29 protein-coding genes and 1 pseudogene are annotated in these 25883 nt (G+C 68.8%); 12 read left to right on the top strand and 18 right to left on the bottom strand.

Translation table 11 applies throughout. The features are described 5' to 3' along the window. Positions 1-15: 15 nt before the first annotated feature. The 11 genes from Q4V64_RS51080 to Q4V64_RS51030 form a co-directional block, all read right to left on the bottom strand. The gene (locus Q4V64_RS51080; protein WP_124445103.1) at positions 16-1308 is read right to left on the bottom strand and encodes an aromatic ring-hydroxylating dioxygenase subunit alpha; all 1293 of its coding nucleotides are present in this window, start codon (positions 1306-1308) and stop codon (positions 16-18) included. Positions 1309-1656: 348 nt separating this feature from the next. Then, positions 1657-2280, bottom strand: coding sequence for an XRE family transcriptional regulator (locus Q4V64_RS51075; RefSeq protein WP_124445102.1), 624 nt, complete (start codon positions 2278-2280; stop codon positions 1657-1659). 9 nt (positions 2281-2289) lie between these two features. Then, on the bottom strand, positions 2290-3378 hold the full coding sequence (locus Q4V64_RS51070; RefSeq protein ID WP_124445101.1) for an FAD-dependent oxidoreductase: 1089 nt from the start codon (positions 3376-3378) through the stop codon (positions 2290-2292). Then, positions 3375-4694, bottom strand: a complete 1320-nt coding sequence (locus Q4V64_RS51065) for an FMN-binding glutamate synthase family protein (protein WP_172629567.1) — start codon at positions 4692-4694, stop codon at positions 3375-3377. Before Q4V64_RS51065 ends, Q4V64_RS51070 begins: the two co-directional genes overlap by 4 nt. A gap of 132 nt (positions 4695-4826) precedes the next feature. Next, positions 4827-5501 (bottom strand): glutamate synthase, encoded by a 675-nt coding sequence (locus Q4V64_RS51060; RefSeq protein ID WP_124445099.1) that lies wholly within the window; start codon positions 5499-5501, stop codon positions 4827-4829. Next, positions 5489-6355 carry a glutamine amidotransferase family protein gene (locus Q4V64_RS51055; RefSeq protein ID WP_124445098.1) on the bottom strand — a complete coding sequence of 289 codons (867 nt, stop codon included), beginning with the start codon at positions 6353-6355 and terminating at the stop codon, positions 5489-5491. Before Q4V64_RS51055 ends, Q4V64_RS51060 begins: the two co-directional genes overlap by 13 nt. Before the next feature lie 22 nt (positions 6356-6377). After that, positions 6378-7706, bottom strand: a complete 1329-nt coding sequence (glnT, locus tag Q4V64_RS51050; protein WP_124445097.1) for a type III glutamate--ammonia ligase — start codon at positions 7704-7706, stop codon at positions 6378-6380. A 230-nt stretch (positions 7707-7936) separates the two neighbouring features. Continuing rightward, complete coding sequence (locus tag Q4V64_RS51045; RefSeq protein ID WP_124445096.1) at positions 7937-8605, bottom strand: GntR family transcriptional regulator; 669 nt, start codon at positions 8603-8605, stop codon at positions 7937-7939. Positions 8606-8702: 97 nt separating this feature from the next. After that, entirely contained in the window at positions 8703-9224 is a 522-nt protein-coding gene (locus Q4V64_RS51040) for a flavin reductase family protein (protein WP_216377716.1), read from the bottom strand. Positions 9225-9232: 8 nt separating this feature from the next. Then, positions 9233-9658, bottom strand: a complete 426-nt coding sequence (locus Q4V64_RS51035) for an ester cyclase (RefSeq protein WP_124445095.1) — start codon at positions 9656-9658, stop codon at positions 9233-9235. Continuing rightward, positions 9645-11270: a BCCT family transporter gene (locus Q4V64_RS51030; RefSeq protein WP_124445094.1), complete on the bottom strand. Its 1626-nt coding sequence runs from the start codon at positions 11268-11270 to the stop codon at positions 9645-9647. Before Q4V64_RS51030 ends, Q4V64_RS51035 begins: the two co-directional genes overlap by 14 nt. A gap of 254 nt (positions 11271-11524) precedes the next feature. Between Q4V64_RS51030 and Q4V64_RS51025 the strand changes: the two genes are divergently transcribed. Genes Q4V64_RS51025 through Q4V64_RS50995 form a run of 7 tightly spaced genes read left to right on the top strand, consistent with a single transcriptional unit; the run spans position 11525 to position 17173 of the window. Further along, the gene (locus Q4V64_RS51025) at positions 11525-12139 is read left to right on the top strand and encodes an amino acid synthesis family protein (RefSeq protein WP_253267462.1); all 615 of its coding nucleotides are present in this window, start codon (positions 11525-11527) and stop codon (positions 12137-12139) included. After that, positions 12136-12687: an amino acid synthesis family protein gene (locus Q4V64_RS51020; RefSeq protein ID WP_124445092.1), complete on the top strand. Its 552-nt coding sequence runs from the start codon at positions 12136-12138 to the stop codon at positions 12685-12687. The genes Q4V64_RS51025 and Q4V64_RS51020 overlap by 4 nt, the downstream gene beginning before the upstream one ends. Before the next feature lie 7 nt (positions 12688-12694). Continuing rightward, positions 12695-13426, top strand: a complete 732-nt coding sequence (locus Q4V64_RS51015) for an alpha/beta hydrolase (RefSeq protein ID WP_124445091.1) — start codon at positions 12695-12697, stop codon at positions 13424-13426. Further along, positions 13419-14906 carry an aldehyde dehydrogenase gene (locus Q4V64_RS51010; RefSeq protein ID WP_124445090.1) on the top strand — a complete coding sequence of 496 codons (1488 nt, stop codon included), beginning with the start codon at positions 13419-13421 and terminating at the stop codon, positions 14904-14906. Before Q4V64_RS51015 ends, Q4V64_RS51010 begins: the two co-directional genes overlap by 8 nt. 1 nt (position 14907) lies before the next feature. Beyond that, entirely contained in the window at positions 14908-15126 is a 219-nt protein-coding gene (locus tag Q4V64_RS51005; RefSeq protein WP_124445089.1) for a tautomerase family protein, read from the top strand. After that, positions 15123-16166 (top strand): LLM class flavin-dependent oxidoreductase, encoded by a 1044-nt coding sequence (locus Q4V64_RS51000; RefSeq protein ID WP_124445088.1) that lies wholly within the window; start codon positions 15123-15125, stop codon positions 16164-16166. Before Q4V64_RS51005 ends, Q4V64_RS51000 begins: the two co-directional genes overlap by 4 nt. Positions 16167-16210: 44 nt before the next feature. Then, positions 16211-17173 (top strand): aminoglycoside phosphotransferase family protein, encoded by a 963-nt coding sequence (locus Q4V64_RS50995; protein WP_124445087.1) that lies wholly within the window; start codon positions 16211-16213, stop codon positions 17171-17173. A 71-nt stretch (positions 17174-17244) separates the two neighbouring features. On the opposite strand, the gene Q4V64_RS50990 is transcribed toward Q4V64_RS50995, so the two are convergent. The 4 genes from Q4V64_RS50990 to Q4V64_RS50975 form a co-directional block, all read right to left on the bottom strand. After that, a complete protein-coding gene (locus Q4V64_RS50990) occupies positions 17245-17793 on the bottom strand; it encodes a GNAT family N-acetyltransferase (RefSeq protein WP_124445086.1) in 549 nt (182 codons plus the stop codon). Positions 17794-18091: 298 nt separating this feature from the next. Beyond that, entirely contained in the window at positions 18092-18559 is a 468-nt protein-coding gene (locus tag Q4V64_RS50985) for a MarR family winged helix-turn-helix transcriptional regulator (RefSeq protein ID WP_303715067.1), read from the bottom strand. 343 nt (positions 18560-18902) lie between these two features. Beyond that, the gene (locus tag Q4V64_RS50980; RefSeq protein WP_303715065.1) at positions 18903-19241 is read right to left on the bottom strand and encodes a GNAT family N-acetyltransferase; all 339 of its coding nucleotides are present in this window, start codon (positions 19239-19241) and stop codon (positions 18903-18905) included. 22 nt (positions 19242-19263) lie between these two features. Further along, a complete protein-coding gene (locus Q4V64_RS50975; protein WP_303715063.1) occupies positions 19264-20253 on the bottom strand; it encodes a pirin family protein in 990 nt (329 codons plus the stop codon). A gap of 95 nt (positions 20254-20348) precedes the next feature. On the opposite strand from Q4V64_RS50975, the gene Q4V64_RS50970 reads away from it, so the two are divergent. Both Q4V64_RS50970 and Q4V64_RS50965 read left to right on the top strand, forming a co-directional pair. Next, positions 20349-20843 (top strand): carboxymuconolactone decarboxylase family protein, encoded by a 495-nt coding sequence (locus tag Q4V64_RS50970; RefSeq protein ID WP_124437389.1) that lies wholly within the window; start codon positions 20349-20351, stop codon positions 20841-20843. Between the two features lie 76 nt (positions 20844-20919). Then, a complete protein-coding gene (locus Q4V64_RS50965; RefSeq protein WP_301184462.1) occupies positions 20920-21048 on the top strand; it encodes a hypothetical protein in 129 nt (42 codons plus the stop codon). Positions 21049-21060: 12 nt separating this feature from the next. On the opposite strand, the gene Q4V64_RS50960 is transcribed toward Q4V64_RS50965, so the two are convergent. Next, on the bottom strand, positions 21061-21681 hold the full coding sequence (locus Q4V64_RS50960) for a TetR/AcrR family transcriptional regulator (protein WP_124437388.1): 621 nt from the start codon (positions 21679-21681) through the stop codon (positions 21061-21063). Between the two features lie 145 nt (positions 21682-21826). Between Q4V64_RS50960 and Q4V64_RS50955 the strand changes: the two genes are divergently transcribed. Further along, positions 21827-22882: an aldo/keto reductase gene (locus tag Q4V64_RS50955; RefSeq protein ID WP_124437387.1), complete on the top strand. Its 1056-nt coding sequence runs from the start codon at positions 21827-21829 to the stop codon at positions 22880-22882. A gap of 102 nt (positions 22883-22984) precedes the next feature. After that, complete coding sequence (locus tag Q4V64_RS50950) at positions 22985-24235, top strand: AMP-binding protein (RefSeq protein ID WP_303715921.1); 1251 nt, start codon at positions 22985-22987, stop codon at positions 24233-24235. A gap of 36 nt (positions 24236-24271) precedes the next feature. On the opposite strand, the gene Q4V64_RS50945 is transcribed toward Q4V64_RS50950, so the two are convergent. Further along, positions 24272-24943 carry a hypothetical protein gene (locus tag Q4V64_RS50945; protein WP_303715059.1) on the bottom strand — a complete coding sequence of 224 codons (672 nt, stop codon included), beginning with the start codon at positions 24941-24943 and terminating at the stop codon, positions 24272-24274. 196 nt (positions 24944-25139) lie between these two features. Between Q4V64_RS50945 and Q4V64_RS50940 the strand changes: the two are divergent. Beyond that, a pseudogene (locus Q4V64_RS50940) lies at positions 25140-25333 on the top strand (CGNR zinc finger domain-containing protein); the annotation flags it as partial. Positions 25334-25349: 16 nt separating this feature from the next. Here the strand turns inward: Q4V64_RS50940 and Q4V64_RS50935 are convergent. Next, on the bottom strand, positions 25350-25823 hold the full coding sequence (locus tag Q4V64_RS50935) for a helix-turn-helix domain-containing protein (RefSeq protein ID WP_124437390.1): 474 nt from the start codon (positions 25821-25823) through the stop codon (positions 25350-25352). Between the last annotated feature and the right edge of the window lie 60 nt (positions 25824-25883).

Genomic DNA, 25883 nt, shown 5'->3' with positions numbered 1-25883 from the left:
TCGGTTCTCCTCGGGTCAGGATGTGGCCGGAGTACCGGCTTCGGCGCTGCGTCGCTGGTGATCGTCCACGTACGCCCGGGCGGTCCGGTGCAGGTGCCGCAGCAGCACTTCCTGGTCGTTGAGCGGGAAGTCCCGCACCGCGCGGGATTCCAGCATGGTCTGCGTGGCCTCCAGGGTGTTGCCGTCCTGCAGGCCGTACTCCTTGAACGAGACGGCGGCGAGCTCCTGCTGGAGGCGCTGGAAGGCGTTCTCGGGCGGGACGAAGTAGCACGTCCCCTCGAAGATGTGCGTGTTGTACGAGGTCGGCCAGTAGTGGTAGGTGAGCACCCAGTTGGGCCGCCAGATCAGCAGCATGAAGTTGGGGAAGAAGACGAACGAGTCCATGCCCCATCGCTTGTCCCGGCTCGGATTGATCGCGGGCGGCAGATCCTCCAGGGCCAGGCCGATGTCCGGCGCGTCCCACGGCCCGAACAGGCCGCTGTGCAGGGCGGCTTCGATGGGCTTGACCATCTTGCGGTCGTGCGGAGGGGCGATACCTCCCCAGGAGGACACCATGCTGTGCGGGCCGTCGATGTCGTAGTGCAGCGCCTCGTAGCCGTATTTCTGGATCTTGCGGGCTTCGTCGGCCATGTACTGGCCGGAGTGCAGGATCGGCGCGTGGTAGAACTCGGCGAACGCGTCGATGAACAGCTTCCAGTTGCTGCCGATCTCCGCGCGGTACTTGTGCACTTGAGTGAGCTTGTGGAACGGATAGCCCTCGATCCCTTTGGCGAACTCCCCCAAGTACGCGCGCAGCGGCGTGGTGTTCTCCGGGTCGAGGTTGACGAAGACGAAGCCTTCCCAGACCTCGGTCTGCACCTGCTTGAGTCCGTACGCGGACTTGTCCAGGTCGAAGAACTCGCCCTCCTGCTGCACGAAGGCGAGCTTGCCGTCGAGGTCATAGCGCCAGGCGTGGTACTTGCACGTGAACTGGCGGCAGACGCCGCTGGTTTCCTCACGCGGGAAGTCGTTCCACACCAGCTTGTTTCCGCGGTGCCGGCACACGTTGTGGAAGGCCCGGACCTCGCCGTCCGTCCCGCGCACCACGACGACGGAGGTGCGCGCCGCGTCCAACTCCTTGGTGAAGTAGCTGCCCTTCCTGGGGAGTTGCTCGACACGGCCGACGTTCAGCCACGTCCGCTTGAAGATGGCCTCCCGCTCGCGCTCGTACTGTTCCGGGGAGATCGAGTCCTCGTAGGAGACCGGCTCCGTCCCGATCTTGAGGTGCTCGGTCCAGCTGCCCTCGGCGGGCTTCTTGAAGTGCGGCATGAGATCTGGTCCTCCGGTCGGGCTGCACCGATCACGATCGGTAACATCGATCTCTGTATGTGAGAACGGTATTCTCGTCCTTCGGCGCACGTCAAGGCACCATCGCTGATTCGCCGGGATCCGCGCACACGGCGGGCCCGCATGGCGCGGAGACTCCTCGAAGCTGCTCCGGCTACCGATGGGACGTTCCGCGCGCCACCGACCTCGCGGGTCCCGACGACGAGCGGTTCCCGAACGACCTGCTCGACGCCCTCGGCCGCACCGGCTCCACTGCGATGCGATCAAACAGACGAGTGCCGTGCTCGCGAGCATCCAAGCGGTACTTCGGTGGCCGACCAAGGCCGGGTTTCAGTGCTGCGGGCTGTCCCCGAAGGCCGTCACCGTCAGGAAGCGGATCGGCAATTCGACGAGCCGCTCCGGGCCGTGCGGGGCCTCGCCGTCGAACTGCAGGGCGTCCCCGGGGCGCAGGGTGTAGCTGGACTTGCCGTGGCCGTACACCATGACGCCTTCCAGCATGTAGAGGAGCTCGGTGCCGGCGTGCTGGAAGAGCGGGAAGACCTCGCTCTGCTCGGTCAGCGTGACCAGCAGGGCGTCCATCCGTTTGTGGGCGCCCCGCAGTGAGCCGAGCTGGGCGTACTCGTGGCCGACGCGGGTGCCGCGGCGGACGATCCTGGCGCCGTGCCCCGCCGGGACGAAGACGGCCTCGCGTTCGTCGTCCATGCCGCGGAACAGGGCGGTGACCGGGACGTCGAGACCGCGCGCGAGGCGGGAGAGCGTGGTGAGGCTGCACGCGGTCTGGGCGTTCTCGATCTTCGACAGCATGGCCTTGGAAATGCCGACCCGCTGCGCCATCTCGCCGACCGACAGCCCCGCCGCCTGCCGGTACTCGCGGGCCCGGACCGCGATGATGCGCTCCAGTGCCTGGTCGTCGGAGTCCTGGGAGTCCGCTGCGGGTTCGGGGTGCTCGGTCACCGGCGCATCCTAGCCCGCGCGGTCCAGGCGGAAGCGTGGATGGGGCTCGGTGCGGCCGGTGGCGAGGTCGGCGGCCATCGCGCCGATGAGCGGGGCGAACTTGGCGCCGTGGCCGGAGCACGGGGAGACGATGACCAGCGGGCCGTGGCGGTCGAGGACGAAGTTCTCGTCGGGGGCGGTGGTGTAGAGGCAGGTCGCTTCGGCCACCGGGTCGGGGGCGAGGCCCGGGAGCCGGTCGCGGACGAAGCCGCTCACCCGGGTGCGCGACGACGAGTCGACGACGCTGTCGCGGGTGCGGGCGGTGGTGGGGGTGCCGCGGTCGTGCTCGGCGACCTTGACCGCGGGGAACGGGCCGCCGTCGCTTCCCGACGGCAGGCCGTACAGGTGCAGCGCCCCGTCCCAGATCAGGATCGGCCACTTCACGGACGGGTCCCGCTGCCGGAAGTGGAAAACCTGCTGCTGGGTCACCCGCAACGGCGGCAGGGCGACGGGCAGTTCGAGCTCGGGCAGCCAGGCACCGGCCGCGATCACGACGGTGTCGGCGACGATCTCGCGGCCGTCGTCGGTGCGGAGCAGCACCTTCTCGTCGCCCTGGACGTCGATGCCGGTGACGCGCACGCCGATGATCGCTTCCGCGCCGTGTTCGATCGCCCGCCGTACGCAGACCGCGACGGTCTCGTCGGCGTCGACCACGCCCGCGTCCGGATGGTGGAGCACCGGGCCCGTGATGCGGATGTACGGCCAGCGCTCCGAGGCGGCTTCCGGGCCCAGGAGCTCGTGGGGCACGCCTGCCGCGGCAAGGAGGCCGGCGATCGCCTCCGGGTCGCGGTCCTCGCCCATGTCGATGCCACCGGTCGTGCGCAGCAAGGGCGTCGCGCTGTCGTCCTCCAGCTCCCGCCACTGCTCGTGCGCCTGCCCGGTCAGCCGTACGTAGAAGGGGTCGGCGTACGCCCGCCGGAAGATCCGCGAGCTGCCGTGCGAACTGCCCTGCCGGTGGCCGATGTCGTACGCCTCGACGAGCGTGACCTCATGGCCCCGCCGGGCCAGTTGCCAGGCGGTGGCCGCGCCCATCAGCCCGGCACCTACGACGGCGATCACAGACCCTCCCCGGGGATCCAGTTCGTGCCCGCGAGCGGGACGCGGGCCATGGCAGCGGACTCGATCGTAAGGGCGACCAGGTCCTCGGGCTCCAGGTGCAGGAGGTGGGCCTTGCCGCAGGCGCGGGCGAGGGTCTGGGCCTCCATGGTCATCACGCGCAGGTAGTTCGCCAGCCGGCGCCCGGCCTCCACCGGGTCGAGACGGGCGGACAGCTCTTCGTCCTGGGTGGAGATGCCGGCCGGGTCACGGCCGTCCTGGTAGTCGTCGAAGTAGCCCGCGGCGGAGCCGAGCCGGCGGTACTCGGCGTCGTACTTCGGGTGGTTGTCGCCGAGCGCGATCAGCGCGGCCGTGCCGATGGCGACCGCGTCCGCGCCCAGGGCGAGCGCCTTCGCCATGTCGGCGCCGCCGCGGATGCCGCCGGAGACGACCAGCTGGACCTCGCGGTGGACTCCCAGCTCCCGCAGCGCCTGGACGGCCTGGGGCAGGGCGGCCAGGGTGGGGATGCCGACGTGCTCGATGAAGACGTCCTGGGTGGCGGCCGTACCGCCCTGCATGCCGTCGACGACCACGACGTCGGCGCCGGCGTGGACGGCGAGCTTGACGTCGTAGTACGTGCGTGTCGCGCCGACCTTGACATAGATCGGCTTCTCCCAGTCGGTGATCTCGCGCAGTTCGAGGATCTTGATGGCGAGGTCGTCGGGGCCGGTCCAGTCGGGGTGGCGGCAGGCGCTGCGCTGGTCGATACCGACGGGCAGGGTGCGCATCCCGGCGACCCGTTCGGTGATCTTCTGACCGAGCAGCATGCCTCCGCCGCCGGGCTTGGCACCCTGACCGAGGACGACCTCGATGGCGTCGGCCTTGCGCAGGTCGTCGGGGTTCATGCCGTAGCGGGACGGCAGGTACTGGTAGACGAGGTGCTTGGAGTGGCCGCGCTCCTCGGGGGTCATGCCGCCGTCGCCGGTGGTCGTCGAGGTGCCCGCCTCGCTGGCGCCGCGGCCGAGGGCCTCCTTGGCCTGGGCGGACAGGGCGCCGAAGCTCATGCCGGCGATGGTGACGGGGGTGGCGAGCCGCAGGGGGTGCTTGGCGTGCCGGGTGCCGAGGACGACGTCCGTGTCGCAGCGTTCGCGGTACCCCTCCAGCGGATAGCGGGACATGGAGGCGCCGAGCAGCAGCAGATCGTCGAAGTGCGGGAGTTTCCGCTTGGCGCCCCAGCCGCGGATGTCGTAGATGCCGGTCTCGGCGGCGCGCTGGATGGCGTGGATGGTGGCGCGGTCGAAGGTCGCCGACTCGCGCAGGCCGTAGGGTGCGGGTTCCAAGGTCAACTCCTCTAGTAGGGCTGAGGTGTAGCGCCCTTTGAGGGGCGCGGGGCTGTATTGATATGCGGCTCCGCCGCGCGGGCGCGACCAGCCACAGCGGACCCGCAGTCGAAATACGGTCTCCCGGCGGAGCTAATACGCCGCCGAGTTGTCGACCTTGAAGTGATACAGCGCGCGTGCCGACCCGTACCGGCGGAACTCCGCAGGGTCCTCGTCACGCTCGGCCGCCTTGAGCAACTCGGCCAATTCGACGAAGTGTTCCGCGCGCATCTCCTTCTCGACGCAGTCGGCGCCGAGGGACTTGACGGTGCCGCGGACGTAGAGGCGGGCCTCGTAGAGGGAGTCGCCGAGGGCGTCACCCGCGTCGCCGCAGACGACCAGGCGTCCGGCCTGCCCCATGAAGGCGCTCATGTGGCCGACGCTGCCGCCGACGACGATGTCCACGCCTTTCATGGAGATGCCGCAGCGGGCGGAGGCGTCCCCGTCGATCACGAGCAGGCCGCCGTGGGCGGTGGCGCCGGCGGACTGGGAGGCGTTGCCCCGCACGCGGACGGTGCCCGACATCATGTTCTCGGCGACTCCGGTGCCCGCGTTGCCGTGCACCGTGACCGTGGCGTGCTGGTTCATGCCGGCGCAGTAATAGCCGACGTGGCCCTCGATGTCGACGGTGTGGTCCTCGCGTATCCCGCAGGCCACGGCGTGCGCGCCGCGCGGGTTGAGGACCCGCCAGGACGTCGCGTCGGGGGCGTGCAGTGCCTGGTTGAGGTCCCGCACGGGGGTCTCGGCCAGGTCGATCAGCGTCGCCATACGTACACCTCTTCCGGCTCGGGTTCGAAGATGCGGGCGTGCTCGATGCCCGGGAGGACGTCCAGGGCCCGGTACTCGGAGGCCATCGCGACCCACGCGTCGGTTTCCGCGACGAGCGCCGGCTTGCAGGCGATGGCGTCGCGGACGACCGCGAAAGAGTCGCTCGTGGACACCAACAGCGTGTAGAAGCCGTCGAAGCGTTCGCACAGCAGCTTCAGCGCCTTCTCCAGGTCGGCGCCCTGCTCCAGTTGGTGCGCGATGAAACGGGCACCGACCTCGGAGTCGTTCTCGCTGTCGAACTCGACCCCCTGGGCGCGCAGTTCACGGCGGATGGTGGCGTGGTTTGCGAAGGAGCCGTTGTGCACGAGGCACTGTCCGGGGCCGACGGAGAAGGGGTGGGCGCCTTCGGGGGTGACGGCGGACTCGGTGGCCATGCGGGTGTGGCCGACGCCCTGCCATCCGGTGACGGTGGAGAGTCCGAAGGCGTCCGCCAACTCCACCGGGTTTCCCGTGCCCTTGAGTACGGCCATGTCGGTGCCGGAGCCGATGACGGTGGCGTGGGGCAGCGCGGCCGCGATGGCGGGGAGCAGGTCGGTGTCCGCGTGCACCACCGTGGTGGCCTCGGCTGCGACGGCCACGGCACCGGGCAGCGCGGCCTCCGCCTCGGCCGGCGTGACCCCCAGCAGCGAGACGACGGCGCGTCCCGGCGGGGACAGGCGCGGGTCGCCGTAGACCGCGACACCGGCCGAGTCGGGGCCGCGTTCGACGACCTGGCCGAGCATCGCGGTCAGCAGCTCGCCCAGCCGTGGTTCGAGGGAGGGCTCACGCAGATGGAGCCCCACGATTCCGCACATCTCAAGTCCCTTCAGAAGGCGGTCAGAAGGCAGTCAGATACCGGTCGAGCTCCCAGGGACCCACCGTGGCGTGCCAGTCGAAGAACTCCTCGCGCTTGAGGTCGGCGAAGTACCGGCTGACCCCGGTGCCTGCCGCGTCCAGCGCACCGCTGATCACGTCGTCCGCCTGGAGGGCCTCGACGGCGTGCAGCAGGGTGGGCGGGAGTTCCGGGCCCTTGCCGGCCGCGCCTGGCTCGCCGGGGTCGAGTCCGCGCTCGATTCCGTCGAGGCCGGCGGCAAGCGCGGCGGCAGCGGCGAGGTAGGGGTTGGCGGCGCCGTCTCCGCCGCGCAGCTCGACGCGGTTGCCGTCGGGGACGCGGACGAAGTGGGTGCGATCGTTGCCGCCGTAACTCGCCACGCGTGGCGACCAGGTGGCCCCCGAGCGGGTGTTCACCGCGCCGGTGCGCTTGTACGAGTTGACGGTCGGCGCGATCACCGCCTGGAGCGCCCGCGCGTGCTCGACGATCCCGGCGACGAAGGAGTAGGCGAGCGAGGACAGACCGAGTCCGCGCCCGTCGGTGACGTCAGGGAAGGCCGGCTCGTCGCCCCTCCACAGCGACATGTGCAGGTGCATGCCGGTGCCGGTGCGGTCGGTGAACGGCTTCGGCATGAACGTGGCCGTCATGCCCCGCTGCTCCGCCAGCATCGACACCAGGTAGCGCATGGTGATGACGCGGTCGGCGGTGGTGAGGGCGTCGGCGTGCTTGAAGTTCTGCTCGAACTGGCCGTTGCCGTCCTCGTGGTCGTTGGCGTAGTTGCCCCAGCCGAGGCTGTTCATGGCGCTGGAGACGGCGGTGAGGTGGTCGTACATCCGGGTCAGGCCGCGCGCGTCGTAACAAGGCTGCGAGGCGGTGTCCTTGGCGTCGGCGACGCTGAGCACGCCGTGTTCGTCCCGGTTGACCAGGAAGTACTCGACCTCCGCTCCCACGGCCAGGGAGAGTCCCTGGGCCGCGGCCCGCTCCACCAGCCTGCGCAGGATGACGCGAGGTGCGTAGGGCCAGGGCTCGCCCTCCACGTACGGGTCGCAGTGGACGAGGGCGAGACCGGGCTTGATGAAGGGGACGGGGGTGTACGAGGCGGCGTCCGGCCGGGCGATGACATCGGGGTCGCTGGGCTGCTGGCCGAGCGCGCCAACCGCGTATCCGGCGAACCCGACGCCCTCGTCGCGGAGCTCTTCGACGGCCTGGGCCGGGACGAGCTTGGCGCACGGCTTGCCGGTCAGGTCGACGAAGACGGCCAGCACGAACTCGATGCCGTCGGCGCGGACCAGCTCGGCGAGATCGGGGGCGTCCGCTGCTGGGTCGGTCGTCATGGGGCCTCCCTGGCCGGGATGAGTTGTCTACTGAGATGAATCGTCGTTGCATACGAGTAGACACCTCTGGGGTTACGGGAGGATTTCAGCGGTGGAAGGTCCCCGTAAGCCCGAGGAAGGCCCCTCGCGGAATCGCGCCCACCTCATCCGACTCGACAAGGTGGGCGCGATGAACGGGCCGGGTGGGCTCGGGTATGCCGGGTGGACCTGTTATGCCGGATGGGCCGGTATCAGGAACCTGCCGTGCCGAACCTGTCGTTCGAACCGCCGATGGGCAGCCCCGCCAGCAGCGCACGCCGGCTGGCCCTGACGTGTTCGCGCATCACGTGCTCGGCGCTGTCGCCGTCCTTCTCCAGGATCAGCTCCAGGACGAGGTGGTGCTCACGGTCCGACTGGAGGGCACGCCCCGGCTGGCTCAAGGACGTGTTGACCAACCGGGAGTAGGCCAGCTGATTCATCAGCATCCGGTAGTGGGCCTCCAACTTGCTGTTGTCGGCCCCGGAGATGAGCAAGTCGTGGAACTCCTGGACCAACTCCGCGTACCGTTCCCGGTCGTCCCGCGCCACCGCTTCATCGGCCTCGCGCAGGTTCCGCTCGAGCATGTCGATCTCCGTGACGCGGCCCCGCCGGGCGAGAAGGCGGGCGGCCGCGCCCTCGAGGAGCTCCTTCATCTCGAAGAGTTCCGTGATCTCGCGGCGGGACGGGGTAGTGACGAACGTCCCGACTCGGGGCCGAATTTCGACCAGCCCCTCGGTCTGCAGCTGCTTGAGGGCCTCGCGTACCGGCGTACGACTGACGCCGAACTCGTCCGCGAGGGCGAGCTCCGAGAGCGGGGACCCCGGCTCGATGTCTCCCTTGATGATGCGCCTGCGCATTTCGGCGATCACCCTGCCCTGCATCGACCCTCCCCCAGCCTTCGGCCGGGGGGACCCCCACTCCGGTTCGCTCTTCGCGCGATTCACCGAACCCTCCTCCGTCTCCCGAGCCGCCCGCCGGTCATCCCAGTGGCGCGAGCGCGCCACCATCGAAGAACCTACCCGCGCTGTAGACCATCGGAGGGCGCTCGGCGACCGCGGCGTGCACCACCCGGCAGATGAACACGGTGTGGGTGCTGGCCTGCAGCCGCTCGCGGATCTCGACCTCCATCTGCGCGCTGCTCCGGGCGATCAGCGGGCTGCCGAACGGGCCGCTCTCCCATTCCACGTCCTTGAACTTGTCATCGGCCTTGCCCGCGAACGTACCGACGACGTCGAGCTGGTCCGTGGACAGGATGTTGATCGCGAGGTGCTCCGCCCGGAACAGACAGTCATGGGTGGACGAGGTGCGCTGGACGCACACCATCACGGTGGCGGGGTCGAGCGAAATGCTCGAGAACGCGTTGACCGCCAGCCCTCTGGGGGTCTCTCCGTCCATCGCGGTCACGACCGTCACACCGGTGACGAACTGCCGGTTGACCTGCTTCATCGTGTCGAGGTCGGGCTTCGAGGCGAGCGGGGCCATGGAGATGCTCCTGGTCATCTTGATCGTCAGTCCTGTCCAACCCGTATGACGCCCAGCGCCGAGAGCAGCGCCCGGGGATCCCACGTCACGTGCTCCTCGACGATCCGGTCCCCCTCGAAGCGGGCGAACGTGGCGCCGCTGACCTCGACCTGCCGCTTGGTGGGAGGGACACCGAGGAACGAGTTCTCATTGGTTCCGCTGCTGTGCCAGCGGATCGCGGCCCTGTCGCCTTCGACCACGATGTCGTCGATGGTCGTGACCAGGTCCGGGAAGGCCGCTCGGGTCGAGAGGATCGCGGCCTTGAAGGCGTCGAGGTCCTGCGGGTGCGGGTCCCCGCCGTGGCGGAGGTAGGCCGGGCTCAGCAGCGTGTCGAGGGCATCGACGTCACCCTGGCCCCAGGCCGCGGCCCACACCTTCTCGATGAGCCCACGACGGGCGTCAGAGTGCGACATCGATCTTCTCCTTTCTGTCCGAGTGCAGCTCCCTCCTGTCCGAGCGCAGCTCCTTCCAGAACGACACCGCCAGACCGGCGATGATCACGAGGAACGGCAAGGACGTCACGATGACGGTGTTCTGAAGAGCGTTCAGTCCGCCGGCGAGCATGAGGACGACGGCGGTGACACCGGTGAGGACGCCCCAGAGGATGAGCACCGAACGACGCGGGGTGTGCGATCCGTCCGAGGTCATCATGGACAGCACGTAGGTGTTGGCGTCCGCGCCGGAGACGAAGAACATCACGACCAGGATGATCGCGATCACAGACGTGACCGTGGCGAATGGGAAGTGGTCGAGGGTCGCGAAGAACGCGCTGTTGATGTCGGCCGCGGTCTGCTTGGCGATGTCGCCCTTCTCGAACAGGTCGATGTGGATCGCCGTGCCGCCGAAGACCGTGAACCAGGTGAAGAACACCACGCTGGGGACGACCAGGACGCCCGTGATGAAGCCGCGGATGGTGCGGCCACGCGAGATACGGGCCAGGAAGACGCCGACGAAGGCGCCCCAGGAGACCCACCAGGCCATCATGAAGTAGGTCCACCACTGCATCCACTGGAGCCCGCCGAACGCCGTGCCCTGCAGGCTCATCCGGAAGAAGTCGGTGGCCCACATTCCCAGGGACTCGATGTACAGGTTCGCGATGAACACGGCCGGGCCGACGACCAGCATGAAGACGAACAGCGCGGCCGCCAGCAGCGAACTGCCCTGGCTCAGGAGCTTGATGCCCTTGCTGACACCGGTCACCGCCGAGAGCGTGAAGATCGATGTGACGGCGGCGATGATGAGCACCTGGCTCACCGAGTTGACCGGCATCCCGAACAACCTGCCGAGACCGTTGTTGACCTGGAGAGCTCCCAGGCCGAGGGACGTCGTGGTGCCGAAGAGCGTCGCGAACACGGCGAGCACGTCGATCGCCTTGCCGATCGGCCCGTTCACGCGGTCGCCGAGCAGCGGCACGAACAGCTGACTCACCAGGGTGCGCCGGCCCTTGCGGTAGGTCGAGTACGCGATGGCGAGACCGAAGACGGCGAAGATCGCCCAGGCGTGCAGGCCCCAGTCGAAGTAGGAGTACTGGAGGGCGCGCACCGCTGCCGCCGGCGTGTTCGGCTCGGCTAGACCGTGCGGTGGGGCCGCCAGGTGGGAGATCGGCTCGGCGACGCCGTACGAGACCAGTCCGATGCCCATGACCGCGCTGAGGATCATGGCGAACCAGGTCAGCGTCGAGAACTCGGGGCGGTCGCTGTCCTTGCCCAGTCGGATGTCGCCGGCGGGGCTGAAGGCCAGGAACGCCAGGAAGACCAGGATGGCGAGCGTGACCACCAGGTAGGTCCAACCGAACGTGGCCGTCACCCAGTTCAGCGAGTCGTTCGTGACCTTGTTCAGGTTGTCCGTGAAGAGCACCGCCCAGGCTACGAAGACGGCGGAGATACCGAGCGAGGCCCAGAAAACGGAACCGAGTTTGCCGCCACCGTCAGGACCGGCGCCCGTGCCGTCCGTGGCTCTTTCCCCACCGCTCCCCGTCGTCGTCGCGGGCGTCGTTTCCGCGCCTGTTCCAAGGTGACTGGACATGAAACTCCCTGGGTCCGGGGCCCGACGGCCACCTGGTCTGGCATACAAGCAGCAGTAAGGCACGTCACAGATGGAGCGTCAAGGGTTCGAGGAGCGGAATCACGCCCAAACGTTGAGTGCCACCAATAACCGCAGGTTAATTGCCTGTTACCGGCCCTGATGCGGAGGTCGGCGGACTACGGGGGAGCCCTGCCTCTCGACCCCTTGACCGACGTAAGAGGCGATGCCTATCGTCCTGTGCCATGCAAGAGTGCATGGATCATTCTGACGAGAGCATCGGTCTCCGCAAGCTCGTGCTCTACCGCGACGTCGTCCTGACCGAGGCGGGCGAGGCACCCGCGCAGCCCGCGCGGCGGGCCAGCGTCGCCGCGGTCATACGGAACCCGTGGGTGGGCACCGGCCCATCGGCTGATCTGTCCATGGAGCAGGGCCGCATCGCCCCGGTGCTCGCCAAGTTGCTGACCGATCGGCTCATCGCTTCCCTGGGCGACGTGGACGAGATCGAATCGTTCGGCAAGGCCGCCATCGTCGGCGCGGCGGGCGAGATCGAGCACGCCGGGGCCCTCATCCACACCCCGTACTTCGGCAATCTGGTGAGAGAGTTCCTCCAGGGCGAGTCGATCATCTGCTTCGCCGACACCCGTGCCGAGGCCGGCGAGACGCTGATCGTCCCGCTCTGGCACAAGACACATGCCGCGACGCGCAGTCACTACCAGACCATCAGCGCCCGCGTTTCCGACGCCCCGCGTGCGGACGAGATCGTCGTCATCGCGGCCGCGTCGACGGGGCCGCGCCCGCACCCCCGCATCGGGGACCGCATGACCGACCCCGTCGTCACCGCCGAAAGCCTGGAGGTAGTTCCCACATGAACGTCCGCAAGATCGTGACCGTCGTCGAGGAGATCCGCACCGAAGGCGGCCGCGCGGTCGATCGCCCCGCCCGCGTCGCCGTGGTCGCAGCGGTGATCGAGAACCCGTGGGCCGGTCAGGGTTTCGTCGAGGACCTCGCTCCAGGCATCGAAGCGAACGCCTCCGACCTCGGAGCGTTGCTGGCCCCGGAGGTGCTCGACGCCCTCGATGCTCCCGCCGAGGCGTACGGCAAGGCGGCCATCGTCGGTCTGGACGGTGAGATCGAGCATGGCTCGGCACTGATCCACACGCTGCAGTTCGGCGACCACTTCCGTAAAGCCGCGGGCGCCACCACCCTGCTGCCCGCGGTCGAGAAGCGCGGCCCCGCCGGCATCGTCTTCGACATCCCGCTGAAGCACATCACCGACGCCACGATCCGTTCGCACCACCAGAGCATCGAGGTCCGGATCGTCGACGCCCCCCACCCGGACGAGATCGTCATCGCACTCGCCGCGGCAGCCCAGGGACGCCCCCAGCAGCGTCTGGCGCCGCTCTCGACCGAGCAGTAGGGCATTCATGAGCAAGCCGACCGTGGTGCTGCTGCACGGCGTCGGGCTCGACCACACCATGTGGGAGCCCGCCGCCGCGCTCCTGGCCGACCGCTTCACCGTGATCACCCCCGACCTGCCCGGCCACGGCACCCGCCCGCCGGTGAGCGACGGGGTGACACTCGCGGATCTGGCCGCCGGGGTGGTCGGTGAGATTCCGGCGGGCGCGCACCTGGTCGGGTTCTCGCTCGGGGCGCTCGTCGCCCAGCATGTGGCGCTGCACCGTCCGGAGCTGGTGGCCACGCTGATCTCGGTCAGTTCGGTGTGCGAGCGTACGGCCGAGGAGCGGGCGTCCGTACTCGACCGGCTGCGCACCGCGGAGGCCGACTTCACGGCGAGTGCGGCCGCGTCCCTGAAGCGGTGGTACGCCGGCACCGGCGTCGGCCCCGACCGGGTGGCCCGCACCGAGGCCACGCTGCTCTCCAACGACGTCGGGTCCTTCCTCAACTGCTATCGGGTGTTCGCCACAGCGGACGCCGACATCGCGCCGGACCTGTCCGCCATCGCCGTACGCGCGCTGGCGGTGACCGGCGAGAACGATCCCGGGTCCACCCCCGAGATGACCCACCGGCTCGCCGCGGCGCTTCCCGACTGCCGTGCGGAGGTCATCCCCCAGGCACGTCACATGCTGCCCGTCGAGCGCCCCGAGGCGTTCGTCGACTCCCTCATCACCTTCATCGGAGAGTGCGCACATGTCTGACCTCACCACGTTGCAGCACTTCATCGGCGGGACGTGGGTCGAGCCCGCATCGGGCGAGTACTTCGAGAGCACCAACCCGGCCACGCGCGAGGTCCTCTATCGGGCCGCGCGCGGGAACGCCGCCGACATCGAGAAAGCCGTGGCCGCCGCGAGGAAGACGTTCGAGGACCCACGCTGGCGCGACCTCAGCCAGACGCGGCGCGGACACCTGCTGCGGCGCCTGGGTGACCTGATCGCCGAGAACGCCGAGGACCTCGCCCGCATGGAGACGAAGGACAACGGCAAACTGCTGCGCGAGATGCGCGGGCAGCTGGCGACCTTGCCCGAGTATTACTACTACTACGCCGGACTGGCCGACAAGATCCACGGCGACTTCATCCCCACCTCCGACCGGCAGGTCCTCAACTACACGGCCCGGGAACCCCTCGGTGTGGTCGGAGCGATCACTCCCTGGAACTCTCCGCTGACGCTGACCAGCAGCAAACTGGCGCCCGCGCTCTGTGCCGGAAACACCGTCGTGATCAAGCCCTCGGAGTACACCTCGGCCACGGTACTCAGGCTCGCCGAGCTGGCTCTCGACGCAGGCTTCCCGCCGGGTGCGGTGAACGCTGTCACCGGGTTCGGCGCCGAGGCCGGGCAGGCCCTGGTCGACCACCGCGACCTCGCGAAGGTCTCCTTCACCGGCAGCACCGCCACCGGGGCGCGCATCGCCGCCGCGACGGCGAGCCGTTTCATCGGCTCCACGCTCGAACTCGGCGGCAAGTCGCCCAACATCGTGTTCGAGGACGCGAACATCGCGAACGCCGCGATGGGCGTCGTCGCCGGCATCTTCGCCGCCGCCGGACAGACCTGCATCGCCGGCAGCCGGGTGTTCGCGCACCGGTCCGTCTACGACGAGCTCCTCGAGCGCGTCTCGGAACGCGCCCGGACCATCCGCATCGGCGACCCGATGGACGAGAAGACCGAGCTCGGTCCGCTGGCCTTCGAAGGCCAGCGGGACAAGGTGGCCGGCTACGTCGACCTCGGACGCGGCGAAGGCGCCCGCGTACTGACCGGCGGACGGCCCACCGACGGCGGCCTCGGCGGCTGGTTCTACGAGCCGACCGTCCTCGTGGACGTCGACAACAGCATGCGCGTCGTGCGCGAGGAGATCTTCGGACCCGTCCTGGCGATCATGCCGTTCGACACCGAGGAGGAGGTCGTACGGCTGGCGAACGACACCGAGTACGGACTCGCGGCCGGCGTGTGGACGACGAACCTCGCACGGGCGCACCGGATGGCGGCGCGCCTGGATGCCGGGACCGTGTGGGTCAACACCTACCGGGCCATGTCCCCGATGTCACCGCGCCAGGGCTTCAAGACCAGCGGCGTGGGCGTCGAGCACGGCACCGAGACGATTCTGGAGTACACGCGCCTCAAGAGCGTCTGGATCAACACGAGCGAGGAGCCCGTGGCCGACCCGTTCACCATGCGGAGCTGACATGCCACAGGTCTCCATCACCCTCGCCGAGGGCCGCACCCCGGCGCAGATCCGGGACTTGGTGCACGAGGTGCACGCCGCGGTCCTGCGCACCGTGAACACGCGGCCCGAGTACATCCGCGTCGTCGTCCACGAGGTCCCCCGGACGCACTGGGCCACCGGTGACGTCACCCTCGCCGAGATGGACGCCGCCACAACAGAAGCGGAGGAGCAGTCATGAGGTTTTCGTTGTTCGTGCACATGGAGCGCTGGGACGAGGAGGTCAGCCACCGGCAGCTCTTCGAGAACCTCTCCGAGCTGGCCCTGATGGCCGAGGCCGGCGGGTTCGGCACCGTGTGGATCGGGGAGCACCACGCGATGGAGTACACGATCTCCCCCAGCCCGATGCCGCTGCTCGCCCACCTGGCCGCGAAGACCTCGACCATCCGCCTGGGTGCCGGGACCGTCATCGCCCCGTTCTGGCACCCCCTCAGAGTCGCCGGTGAATGCGCGCTGCTCGACGTCATCAGCAACGGCCGGATGGAGGTCGGACTCGCCCGGGGTGCCTACCAGTTCGAGTTCGACCGACTGGCAGGCGGACTGCCGGCCGCCGAGGGCGGAAAGCACCTGCGTGAGCTCGTGCCGGCCGTCCGGGCGCTGTGGCAGGGCGACTACGCTCACGACGGCGAGGTCTGGCAGTTCCCGACATCGACCAGTGTGCCCAAGCCGGTGCAGCAGCCCACCCCGCCCATGTGGATCGCCGCTCGCGACCCCGCCTCCCACGACTTCGCGGTGGCGCAGGGCTGCAACGTCATGGTCACCCCACTGATGAAGGGCGACGAGGAAGTCGCCGACCTCAAGCGGAAGTTCGACACCGCCGTGGCGAACCACCCGGAGGTGCCGCGTCCCGACCTGATGGTGCTGCGGCACACGCATGTCCACTCCCCCGACGAGCCCGACGGCTGGCGTCCGGCCGCGGAGGCGATCAACCGCTTCTACCGAACCTTCGACGCCTGGTTCGGCAACAAGACCACCCCCCGGAACGGGTTCCTGCCGCCCAGCCCGGAGTCGAAGTTCGAAGACCGGCCGGAGTTCCGGCCGGAGGCACTGCACAGGACCGCGATGATCGGCACCCCGGCCGAGGTCATCGAGCGACTGCGCTCCTACGAGGAACTCGGCGTCGACGAGTACAGCTTCTGGATCGACAACAGCATGTCGCACGAGGAGAAGCGCAAGTCTTTGGAGCTGTTCATCAAGGAAGTCATGCCGGACTTCCAGTGAGTCGACTCTCGCGCGTGCCGCCGTCCGGATGATGAGGTGGCACGGTGACCAACCACGATGAGGCGGCGGCTGTCCGACCGTTGACACTGGCCTGGGTGAGCCGGCACCTGGAGGTCGGCGAACGAATCGTCAGAACCGAGGCGCTGCACGGCGGCATCACTGCCGAAATGCGGAGGCTGACCATCGGCACGCCGGACGGAGGCACCCGTGACCTGGTGCTGCGGACCTTCGTCGACCCGTTCTACGTGGAGCACGCCGAGGACTTGCTGACCAGGGAGGCCGGCGCCCTGACCCAGCTCACGGGGACCGGCGTGCCGGCTCCTGTACTGGTCGCGGTTGATCCGACCGCGGCGCATTGCGAGTATCCATCGCTCCTGATGACACGTCTGGCGGGCCGGACGGTCCTCGACGATGAGGGATTGGAGACGCGTGTCCCTCTGCTGGCCCGTCAACTCGTGGCGATCCACGCGTCGCGACCCGCCGTGCGGCCCCGCAAGTATGTGGCGTTGACGACCGCAGACACCGTCGTGACTCCGAAGGGCGCCGACGCGGCGGCATGGGCCGCGGCGATCGACGTGATCCGCAAGCCCGCGCCACCCTATGAAGGGCGATTCCTGCACCGGGACTTCCAACCCGGCAACGTGCTGTTCGACGTGCCGACCCCAAGGCCGGCAGACGCCCGGATCACCGGCGTCGTCGACTGGGCAGCGACCTCCTGGGGCCCGGCGGATCTCGATGTGGCGCACTGCTCCGTCAATCTCGCGCTCCTGCATGGCCCGGAGTGGGGTCTGCGGTTCGCCGAGGCGTATGAGGAGGCCGGCGGGGTGCTGGCCGCGGCCGCGAGCGAGCGGCTGTACTGGCGGGTGCGGGACGGGCTGGCCGCCTCAGAAGAAGTGCAGTCGGTGGCGCGGCCTTGGCGGGAGGCAGGGAGGACAGAGCTGACGACGCGAGCCGTGGAGGAGCGGCTGGATGCCTATGTCACCGCCCTGATGGACACGCTGGGCTGAGCCAAGGCGGTCCGTGGGCACGACCCCGGCCGTGTCTAGCACCACGTCGTCACCCGTTCAGGTTCAGTAGCTCAACCGGACCGCGTGACCGAGGACCACACGCCGAACCACTGCTCGGCGCCGTAGTCCTCGTACCGCTCCACCTCGGTGAACCCCAGCTTTGCCGCGAGGCGCATCGAGCGCTCGTTGGCGGTTTGGGTGCGCAGCACCACCGGCTTGCCGGGAAGCGCGTCGGCGAACCAGTCGAGTGCCGCTGCGCACGCCTCGGCGCCGTATCCGCGTCCCCACGCCTCCGGCAGGAACAGGTAGCCGAGCTCGGCCTCCCCGACATCCGGACGGACGTGCCCCGGACTCTCCGCGTCGTGCCGATCGAGCTTGACCATGCCGATCATCGCTCCGTCGACATCGATCACGAATAGGCCAGGCCGCCGTCCGGGTGTCTCGGGCACCTCGCGCTCGAGCTCATCACGCGGTCGAGGGCCACCGAGGTAGGTATGCACCTCCGACGAGGCGAACAGCTCGATGAACGCCGTACGGTCCCGGGCCTCGGACTCACGGAGCACGAGCCGTTCGGTTCTGATCGGGGCAGGCGGCCAGGCTACGGGCCCGAGTTCAGTCATGACGGGCAACCTACCGCGCACCCGCCGGGCAGGAGCCTCGGGGGAACGCTGTCGACGGCACTGGACAGCGGCCACTCCTGCTCCTCGCGCCACTGGTTCGCCCCCATGGCGAACAGCATCACCGGAGGCAGGTCCGGTCCCGGCAAGGCGGTCTCGGGGGCGAGTCACCTCCGGATCCACACACTCCAACCAAACGTCGGCGAGCGGGCCTCGGAAGCCGGGGAGGTCCGTGCTCGCGGCCATCCCGAGGTTCACCTCGCAGGCGGCTAAGGTGCTGCGGCCCCAGGCCACCAGCCGCTCAGGCGGGGTCCTCGTCCAGCTTCGCCACCACTCGGTCGGAGATGTCGGCCAGCGTCCGCAGCTCCGCCGGGGCGACATGGTCCAGGAACAGCTCTCGTACCGCTTCCACATGCAGTGGAGCCGCCCTCTCGATGGCCGCCCGCCCGGCGTCCGTGATCACCACGAACGCTCCCCGCGCGTCCTCGGGGCACTCCTCGCGGATCACCAGCCCTCGTCCGGCCATCCGCGCGATGTGGTGGGACATCCGGCTCTTCTCCCACTCGAGCGCCCGGGCCAGATCCTGGTAACGCTGCCGGCCGTCCGGCACATCCGTCAGATTGACCAGCACGGCGAAATCCGCGGACGAGAGCTTCGACTGACTCTGCAACATGCGTGACAGGCGGCCCCCCAGCCGCTCATGCAACCGAACAAAGCTCCGCCAGGCGTGCTGCTCCTCCGCCGTCAACCACCGCACGTCTTCATCCATACAGTGAGTGTAGAGGAGTTGACGGGTCACCCAGCTGGAGCGAAGGGCGCCCCGTCAGGAAGGTAGGCGCCGTGCTCGCACGGCTGGCAATCGTCGCCGCCTACGGCATGCTCCGCGCCGACGGCGCGATCTGCCGGCCCAAGGACTGATGCCGCCGAGCGGGCAAGGCCCTGTGCGCATCTGGCTGGCCGGGTCGGGGCCCAGCGCCGAGCCGAACATCACTCTGCCCTCGTCCAGCAGGGGGAGCGCTGAGCAGTCGGTCGCCAAGGGGGAAACTCCGACTGCACGGGCTGGGCCACCCCTGATTGCCTGCGGCGATCCGCAAGCACCAGTCGACGACAGGTCAGCCCAGGTGCGTCTCCAGCCACCGCAGGACCTCAGGGGTCACGGGGTCGGTGATGTCGGCGAACTCGTCATGCCTCTTCAGGAACTTGGCCACGTACGGACAGACAGGCACGATCCGCTTCCCGGAGGCACGCGTGTCGGTGAGCGCCTGCCGCACCAGCTGTGCGGCCAGGCCCTGTCCGGCGTAGGCGTCGCCGACCTCCGTATGGAAGAACACACGCTGCTCACCACGGTCGCGGTACTCGGTCACGCCGGCGCGCTTGCCGTCGACCACGATCTCGTACCGATGGTGTGCGTCCACCCGCTCGACGACCGGGACGGCAGAAGGCCCGCTCATAGGGGTGCCTTTCTGAGAGAGATCAGCGACGCGGAGGGTTGCGGCGCGGCCTGATGGTGGCGTTGGGCAGGGCGGGCGCGGGAAGCCGGCCCCCGGGAAATCCTTCGATCGTGCCGAAGCGGTCGGAGGAGGACTGCCAGTCCTCGCGGGCCTTGACGATGTCCTCGTGAGTGCGGCCGATGAAGTTCCACCACATGACGATCTCCTCCTCGAACGGCGTGCCGCCGAGCAGAATCACCCGCGCCGGAGCCTCCGACTCGTTCATCAGCGTCAACGCCTCGGCACCGGGCGGGACATAGCCCAGCTCCGCCCGGTGCAGCAGGGTGTCGTCCACGCTGACGTCCCCGCTGTCCACGAGGACGCCGTGCTCGAAGTCGGTGTCCACGCAGAGGGCGACCGTCATCCGCGGTTCGAGGATGATCTCGGCGCCGAGCAGCGGGGTGAACGTGCGCACCGGGGAGACCCCACCGGCGAGCGAGCCGAGAAAGACCCTGACCTCGGCCCCCTTCATCCGCACGGGATCGGGCACATGATGCTGGAAGTCCCGTTGCGCGTTGCGGTGCTCCTGGGGCAGCGCCACCCACAGCTGGACGCCGTGGACGACGGTCGTGCGCGGGGTGGAGACCTCCGAGTGGGCGATGCCGTACCCGCCCGTCATGAGGTTGATCTCCCCGGGGCGCACCAGGGCGTGGGTGCCGAGCGTGTCGCGGTGCTCGACCTCTCCGCCGAACAGCCAGGTCACCGTCTGCAGGCCGGTGTGCGGGTGCGGGGGCAGTGCCATGCCGCCCTTGTCGGTGACCTCGTCGGGACCGTAGTGGTCGGCGAAGCACCAGGCTCCGATCAGCGTCCGGTCCCGCTGCGGCAGCGTCCGCCGCACCGTCATCGAGCGCGGTCCGCCCAGGGGCACGTCCCGTGCGGCGAGCACGTCGACCCGGGGCGCCCCGGCCGGCCGTACGTCGTCGGCCGGCGACCCGCATCTCATCACTGCCGGCTCGGCTTCGGCATTGCTCACCGGGACCACCTCTCATGGCATGATAGTTGTTGCATCAACTATGATGTCATGATCATAGAGCGAAGGCCACAACGAGTAGACAACGAGCGGGAGACATGCGGATCTTCATCGACAAACAGAGCCCCAAGGCCTTCCACGCCCTGCTGCAGACATCGGAAGCGGTACGCGCGGTGGCCGCCGAGGCGGGGCTCGACCGCACCGTCGTGGAGCTGATCAACCTCCGCGTGTCACAGATCAACGGCTGCGCCTACTGCCTCGACACCCACACCAAGGCCGCCGTACGCGAAGGCGAGACCGCGCAGCGGCTGGGAGTACTGGCCGCGTGGCGGGACACCGAGGCGTTCACGCCCCTGGAGCGCGCGGCCCTCGCACTGGCCGAGACCACGACCCACCCCACCGATGCCGTCGCACAGGAATCCGCCTACCAGGCCGCTCGACACGTGCTCACCGATGACCAGATCTCAGCAGCGATCTGGGTAGCGGTCACCATCAACGCCTTCAACCGGGTCTCGATCATGAGCAAGCACCCGGTACGGGCGAATCGAGGCGCTCCGGGCGAGGAGAGCGGTGTCACAGTGTCCGGTGGGTGATACGGCGTGACGCCCGACTCCGGATCGGCCAGGCTCGCTCGTGCGGCACCGCCGCCCTGCGCACCCGTTGCTCCGGGTGCTCCTCGACAACCTCACCCGCCACAGCGAGGGCCGCCCGCTGCGCAACGTCGTCGACAAGCGGCGAGGGTACGTGGTGGACGAGCCGCACTCCGGCTGGGCGTGGTGCTGCGGGCACCGTGGTTGAAGATGCCGCTCTTCACGGAGATGCCGGGCCGACGTCGACCAGGGCCGCATCGACCAACAACTCCGCGATGGATCGCGCGTACGCGCGGGGGTGGCTGCTGTTGAGTGCGGTGCCGCGTGCGGCCGCGCCGTCGAAGAGCAGTGCCAGTTGCTCACCCAGGGTTTCCGGGTCGGTGGCCCCGGCCTGCCGTGCGATGTCCGTGAGGCGGCGGGCGAACTCCCTCTTGTACGCCGCGGCCAGCTGATGGGCGGAATGCCCGGGGTCTGATACTTCGACGCTGACGTTCAGGAACGGGCATCCCCGGAACGGAGCGGTGGTTTCCGGCCGCCTCCAGTCGAAGACGGCCAACAGCTGATCACGCGGGCTCGGTGTCGGTGTCGGTGTCGGTTGGGCGGGCGACGGGAGGACTGGCAGGAGATCGTCCACCAGGGACTGCAGGTATGCCCCGACGAGCTCGTCCTTGCTCGGGAAGTGCGCGTAGAGGGTGCGTTTCGACACTTCGGCGACGGTCGACAGCTGGTCCATCCCGGTCGCGTTGATCCCCTGCGCCGTGAACAGTTCGGTCGCCGCTTTGAGGATCCGCTCCCGGGCGCCACGCCCACGACGCCGACGTACGGGGTGAGATTCGGTCACACCCTTAAGGGTACCGATCGTTTTACATAAGCCGGTGGGCCAGCTACGGTGGCGTCTTAAGTAGACCGATCGTCTTACATAGCCACGCCTCGCGTCGCGCCGCCCGCTTCGACCATCGATGCGAAATCAGCACCAAGGAGACCTGATGCGTTACACGACCTTCGGACGACGGACCGGACTGCGCGTTTCCGAGTACGCACTCGGCACGGGGAACTTCGGCACCGGCTGGGGTGCCGGTGCCGAGCCGGACGAAGCGCGCCGGATGTTCGACGGGTTCGCCGAGGCCGGCGGAACGTTTCTCGACACCGCGGACGGCTACCAGTTCGGCGAATCCGAAGAACTCGTGGGCAAGTTCGTCGCCGCCGACCGGGACCACTTCGTCCTGGCCACCAAGTTCACCAACGGAGCCGGCCCGCGGCCCGGCATCTCCAGGACGGGCAACAGTCGCAAGAACATGGTCACTTCGCTGGAGGCGAGCCTGAAGCGCCTCGGCACCGACTACATCGACCTGTACTGGGTCCACTTCCCCGACGACCTCACGCCCATGGAGGAGATCCTGCGCGGACTGGACGACCTGGTCAGCTCCGGCAAGATCCTCCACGCCGCCCTCTCCAACTTCCCCGCATGGCGTGTCTCCCGCGCCGCCACCCTCGCGGACCTGAAGAACTGGGCACCGGTCACGGGCATCCAGATCGAGTACAGCCTCGTCGAGAGGACCCCCGACCGCGAACTGCTGCCGATGGCCGAGAGCCTGGGACTCGGCGCCGCCCTGTGGTCCCCGCTCGGCGGCGGACTGCTCACCGGCAAGTACCGCCGCAGCACCGAGGGACGGCTGAGCGATTTCAAGACGCTCGTGCACACCGAGAACACCGACCAGAAGACCGCCGTCGTCGACACCGTCCTGACCATCGCCGAGGAGACTGGCGCGACGCCCGCCCAGGTGTCGGTGGCCTGGCTCCGCGAGCGTGCCGCCCAGGCGTCCACCTCGTTCGTGCCGATCATCGGCCCGCGCAACCTCACCCAGCTCGACGACTACCTGGGCGCACTGGACGTCCAACTCACCCAGAAGCAGTTCGCCCGCCTGTCGGACATCAGCGCAATCCCCCTCGGAGTGCCCCACGAGGCGACCGCCGGCGCCCGAGACGCCGTCCAGGGCGGTGACGCCTCCCTCATCACCCAGCCCGCAGTGCCCGCGGCCTGAGCTGCGGATCCTGCCGTCGGCGGCCCCATTCCGTCGACACCACTTTCCGTCCCGCATCGTGCGCAGTTGACCGGCCTCGGCGCCATCGGGGGCCAGCGGGTTGTGCTGGGTGTAGTCCGGTCGCACGGAACGAGTAGCCGATGCGAGCACTCTCGCTCGCCATACCCGGCGACAGGGGCCCCTGCCGCTCGGCCGAGGCCGGGAGCTGGGGCCGTAGACGGGGTATCCCTTCGAACTCGGCATTCCCGGCCGGGTCTTCGATTCGGCGGACGGCCGCTACGAGGTCCTCACCCGGCCACGCTGGCCCTGCTCATCTACACCAGCGGTACGACCGGGGTGCCCAAGGGCGTGATGCTCGACCACGCCAACATCGACGCCATGGTGGAGATGGGGCGCCAGGCATTGGAGGTCGGGCCGGCCGACCGGTGCCTGCTGATCCTGCCGCTCTTCCACGTCAACGGCATCGTGGTCAGCGTCCTTCTGCCGCTGCTCGTGGGCGCGAGCGTCGTCATCGCGGGCCGGTTCGATCCTCGTACCTTCTTCGATCTCGTCGAGCAGGAACGCCCCAGCTTCTTCAGCGCGGTGCCGACGATCTACAGCATGCTCGCGGCACTCCCGGACGACGTCCGGCCCGACACATCGTCGCTGCGGTTCGGAGTCTGCGGCGCCGCACCCGCCTCCGCCGAGCTGCTGACCCGGTTCGAGGCCCGGTACGGGTTCCCGCTCGTCGAGGGATACGGCCTGTCCGAAGGAACCTGCGGCTCCACCATCAACCCCGTCGCCGGTCCTCGACGCGCCGGCACCGTGGGGCTTCCTTTCCCCGGCCAGGAGATCCGGATCGTCGACACCGACGGCGGTGAGGTGGCGCCGGGCACGGACGGTGAAGTCGTCGTGAGGGGCCCCAACGTCATGCGCGGCTATCTCGGCCGTCCGGACGAAACGGCCCGCGTCATCGTCGACGGCTGGCTGCACACGGGCGACGTGGGCCACCTCGACGCCGAGGGCTATCTGACCCTGGTCGGGCGCTCGAAAGACATGATCATCCGTGGCGGGGAGAACATCTACCCCAAGGAGATCGAGGACGTGCTCGCAGGCGACCCGACCGTGCTCGAGGCCGCCGTGATCGGCGTACCCGACGAGAAGTGGGGAGAGGTGGTTGTCGCCTACGTCCAGCCGCGACCGGGGTCGACCGTCGATCCGTCGGCCCTGAAAGCCCTCTGCGCGCGCAGCCTTACGAGCTATAAGCGCCCGACCGCGTTCTTCGTGGTGCAAGCCATGGCGAAGAACGCGGTCGGCAAGATCGACAAAGCCTCGTTGCGTGCCGGTCACGCCGCCCTCTCGGCCCGGTCCTGATCCTCCAAGGCCTTGAGAAGGTTCGGCGGGTCGAGTTCATCGACGCCGTCTCCAAGTCCGCATCGGGCAAGATCCTCCGCAAGAATCTCCGCTCCCGCACGAACCGCGGATCAGGTGTTGCCGCCCGGGGGCAGGAGTGCCTCGCCGAGCATGCGCCAGTACGGCATCGCGGACTCCCCCGGCTCGATCCCGATCACCTGCACCGCGACATGATCGGCTCCGGCCTCGACATGGGCATGGAGGCTTCTCGACGATGGTGTCCAGGTCGCCCCAGAACACCAGGTCGTCGACGATGCGGTCACTGCCGCCGGCGATCTCCTCCTCCGAGTAGCCCAGTCGACGGAACTTCGCGATGTTGTAAGGGGAGTTCAGATAGATGTTCAGGTGTTCCCGCGCGACCGCGCGGGCCTTGTCGGGGTCCGACTCGAACAGCACCGCGTGCTCGACGCCCAGGAACGCGTCCGGCCCGAGGATCTCGCGCGCCTGCGCGGTGTGCGCCACGTTGACGTGATAGGTCTGCGCGCCGGCCGTGCGTTCGCGAGCCAGCTCGAGCATTTTGGGCCCGTACGCGGCCATGATGCGGCGCATCGGAGTCTTCGGCAGGGGGTTGGGAGTCTCGACCGCGTCCATCTCGTCGAGGTACGCCGTCATGGCTGCCAGGCGCTTGGTCCCCGGCCCCTGCCCGCCGCCGAATCCGAGACCGAGCACGTGCCGGTCGGGGTAGGCGTCGGCCAGCAGGAGGGCGGCGCAGGCGGCGGGCTTCGGCGGCGTCGATGTCGTCGAGCGCGGTGTCCTCCTCCATGGCGCGGTAGTCGTCGAGGCTCGCGCGCAGGCGCCCGGGCGGGAGAACGCGCGGACGTAGCCGTCGACCGCGTGGGCTGTGAGTCCGTGGCGGTTGCAGGTCGCCGTCGACTTGCTCCTGTCCGCCGAGATCCGGCGCGTACGCGTCTGCGGCGCGGACCGCTGCGCACTGCGTTCCTGGACCGTTCCCCTACCCGCAACCGCCGCTGGTGCTCCATGTCCCGCTGCGGCAACCGCACCAAGGACCGCCTTCATCAGGCGCGTACACGACAGAGTGGCCGGATCACGGAAAGCTGACGGAGGAGTCCTCAGCTCACTCTGGCGACCTCATACGAAAGGCTGGGCCGGGGACGCTCTCGATGTCATTCGCTTGCACCGGGTGGCCTCGTTCGCAGCGAATCTGGACGTCGACGTGCGCGCCGCACTCGCGGTGTCGCGCCAGTACCGCCGGCCCCTCCGGGTCGGCGCGGTAACGGTCACCCCACTGCAGCAGTCCCATCACGGCCGGCACCAGATCCATGCCCTTAGGGGTGATCACATACTTCGGCCGACTCCGCGAACCGGGCTCCTTGTACGTCTCGGTCGCCAGGATCCCTTCCTCCACCAGCATCCGAAGCCGCGCCGCCAGAAGGTTACGAGGACAGCCCAGGACACGTTCGAAGTCACCGAACCGGGACGAGCCGTACCACACCTCACGCAGGATCAGGATCGTCCACTTCTCGCCCACGATCTCAAGAGTCCGCGCGATCGAACAGTTGGACGTGTCCCGGTCGAGTCGGTGGTCCATGCCGGTGTCTTGAAGAACTTCGGTCCACGCATCCATGGGAGCGATTCTAACCGAGTTTGA

It is taken from the genome of Streptomyces sp. NL15-2K, assembly GCF_030551255.1.
Taxonomy (GTDB): domain Bacteria; phylum Actinomycetota; class Actinomycetes; order Streptomycetales; family Streptomycetaceae; genus Streptomyces.
Note: the sequence above shows the minus strand (reverse complement) of the source record. Positions and strands in the feature narration are given on the sequence as shown.

Excerpts from the sequence above, each read along its gene's own strand:
- Q4V64_RS51080 (WP_124445103.1), bottom strand. The coding sequence starts at position 1,308 with ATGCCGCACTTCAAGAAGCCCGCCGAGGGCAGCTGGACCGAGCACCTC.
- Q4V64_RS51060 (WP_124445099.1), bottom strand. The coding sequence starts at position 5,501 with ATGGCGACGCTGATCGACCTGGCCGAGACCCCCGTGCGGGACCTCAAC.
- Q4V64_RS51055 (WP_124445098.1), bottom strand. The coding sequence starts at position 6,355 with ATGTGCGGAATCGTGGGGCTCCATCTGCGTGAGCCCTCCCTCGAACCA.
- glnT (WP_124445097.1), bottom strand. The coding sequence starts at position 7,706 with ATGACGACCGACCCAGCAGCGGACGCCCCCGATCTCGCCGAGCTGGTC.
- Q4V64_RS51045 (WP_124445096.1), bottom strand. The coding sequence starts at position 8,605 with ATGCAGGGCAGGGTGATCGCCGAAATGCGCAGGCGCATCATCAAGGGA.
- Q4V64_RS51040 (WP_216377716.1), bottom strand. The coding sequence starts at position 9,224 with ATGACCAGGAGCATCTCCATGGCCCCGCTCGCCTCGAAGCCCGACCTC.
- Q4V64_RS51035 (WP_124445095.1), bottom strand. The coding sequence starts at position 9,658 with ATGTCGCACTCTGACGCCCGTCGTGGGCTCATCGAGAAGGTGTGGGCC.
- Q4V64_RS51030 (WP_124445094.1), bottom strand. The coding sequence starts at position 11,270 with ATGTCCAGTCACCTTGGAACAGGCGCGGAAACGACGCCCGCGACGACG.
- Q4V64_RS51025 (WP_253267462.1), top strand. The coding sequence starts at position 11,525 with ATGGATCATTCTGACGAGAGCATCGGTCTCCGCAAGCTCGTGCTCTAC.
- Q4V64_RS51020 (WP_124445092.1), top strand. The coding sequence starts at position 12,136 with ATGAACGTCCGCAAGATCGTGACCGTCGTCGAGGAGATCCGCACCGAA.
- Q4V64_RS51015 (WP_124445091.1), top strand. The coding sequence starts at position 12,695 with ATGAGCAAGCCGACCGTGGTGCTGCTGCACGGCGTCGGGCTCGACCAC.
- Q4V64_RS51010 (WP_124445090.1), top strand. The coding sequence starts at position 13,419 with ATGTCTGACCTCACCACGTTGCAGCACTTCATCGGCGGGACGTGGGTC.
- Q4V64_RS51005 (WP_124445089.1), top strand. The coding sequence starts at position 14,908 with ATGCCACAGGTCTCCATCACCCTCGCCGAGGGCCGCACCCCGGCGCAG.
- Q4V64_RS51000 (WP_124445088.1), top strand. The coding sequence starts at position 15,123 with ATGAGGTTTTCGTTGTTCGTGCACATGGAGCGCTGGGACGAGGAGGTC.
- Q4V64_RS50990 (WP_124445086.1), bottom strand. The coding sequence starts at position 17,793 with ATGACTGAACTCGGGCCCGTAGCCTGGCCGCCTGCCCCGATCAGAACC.
- Q4V64_RS50985 (WP_303715067.1), bottom strand. The coding sequence starts at position 18,559 with ATGGATGAAGACGTGCGGTGGTTGACGGCGGAGGAGCAGCACGCCTGG.
- Q4V64_RS50980 (WP_303715065.1), bottom strand. The coding sequence starts at position 19,241 with ATGAGCGGGCCTTCTGCCGTCCCGGTCGTCGAGCGGGTGGACGCACAC.
- Q4V64_RS50970 (WP_124437389.1), top strand. The coding sequence starts at position 20,349 with ATGCGGATCTTCATCGACAAACAGAGCCCCAAGGCCTTCCACGCCCTG.
- Q4V64_RS50955 (WP_124437387.1), top strand. The coding sequence starts at position 21,827 with ATGCGTTACACGACCTTCGGACGACGGACCGGACTGCGCGTTTCCGAG.
- Q4V64_RS50935 (WP_124437390.1), bottom strand. The coding sequence starts at position 25,823 with ATGGACCACCGACTCGACCGGGACACGTCCAACTGTTCGATCGCGCGG.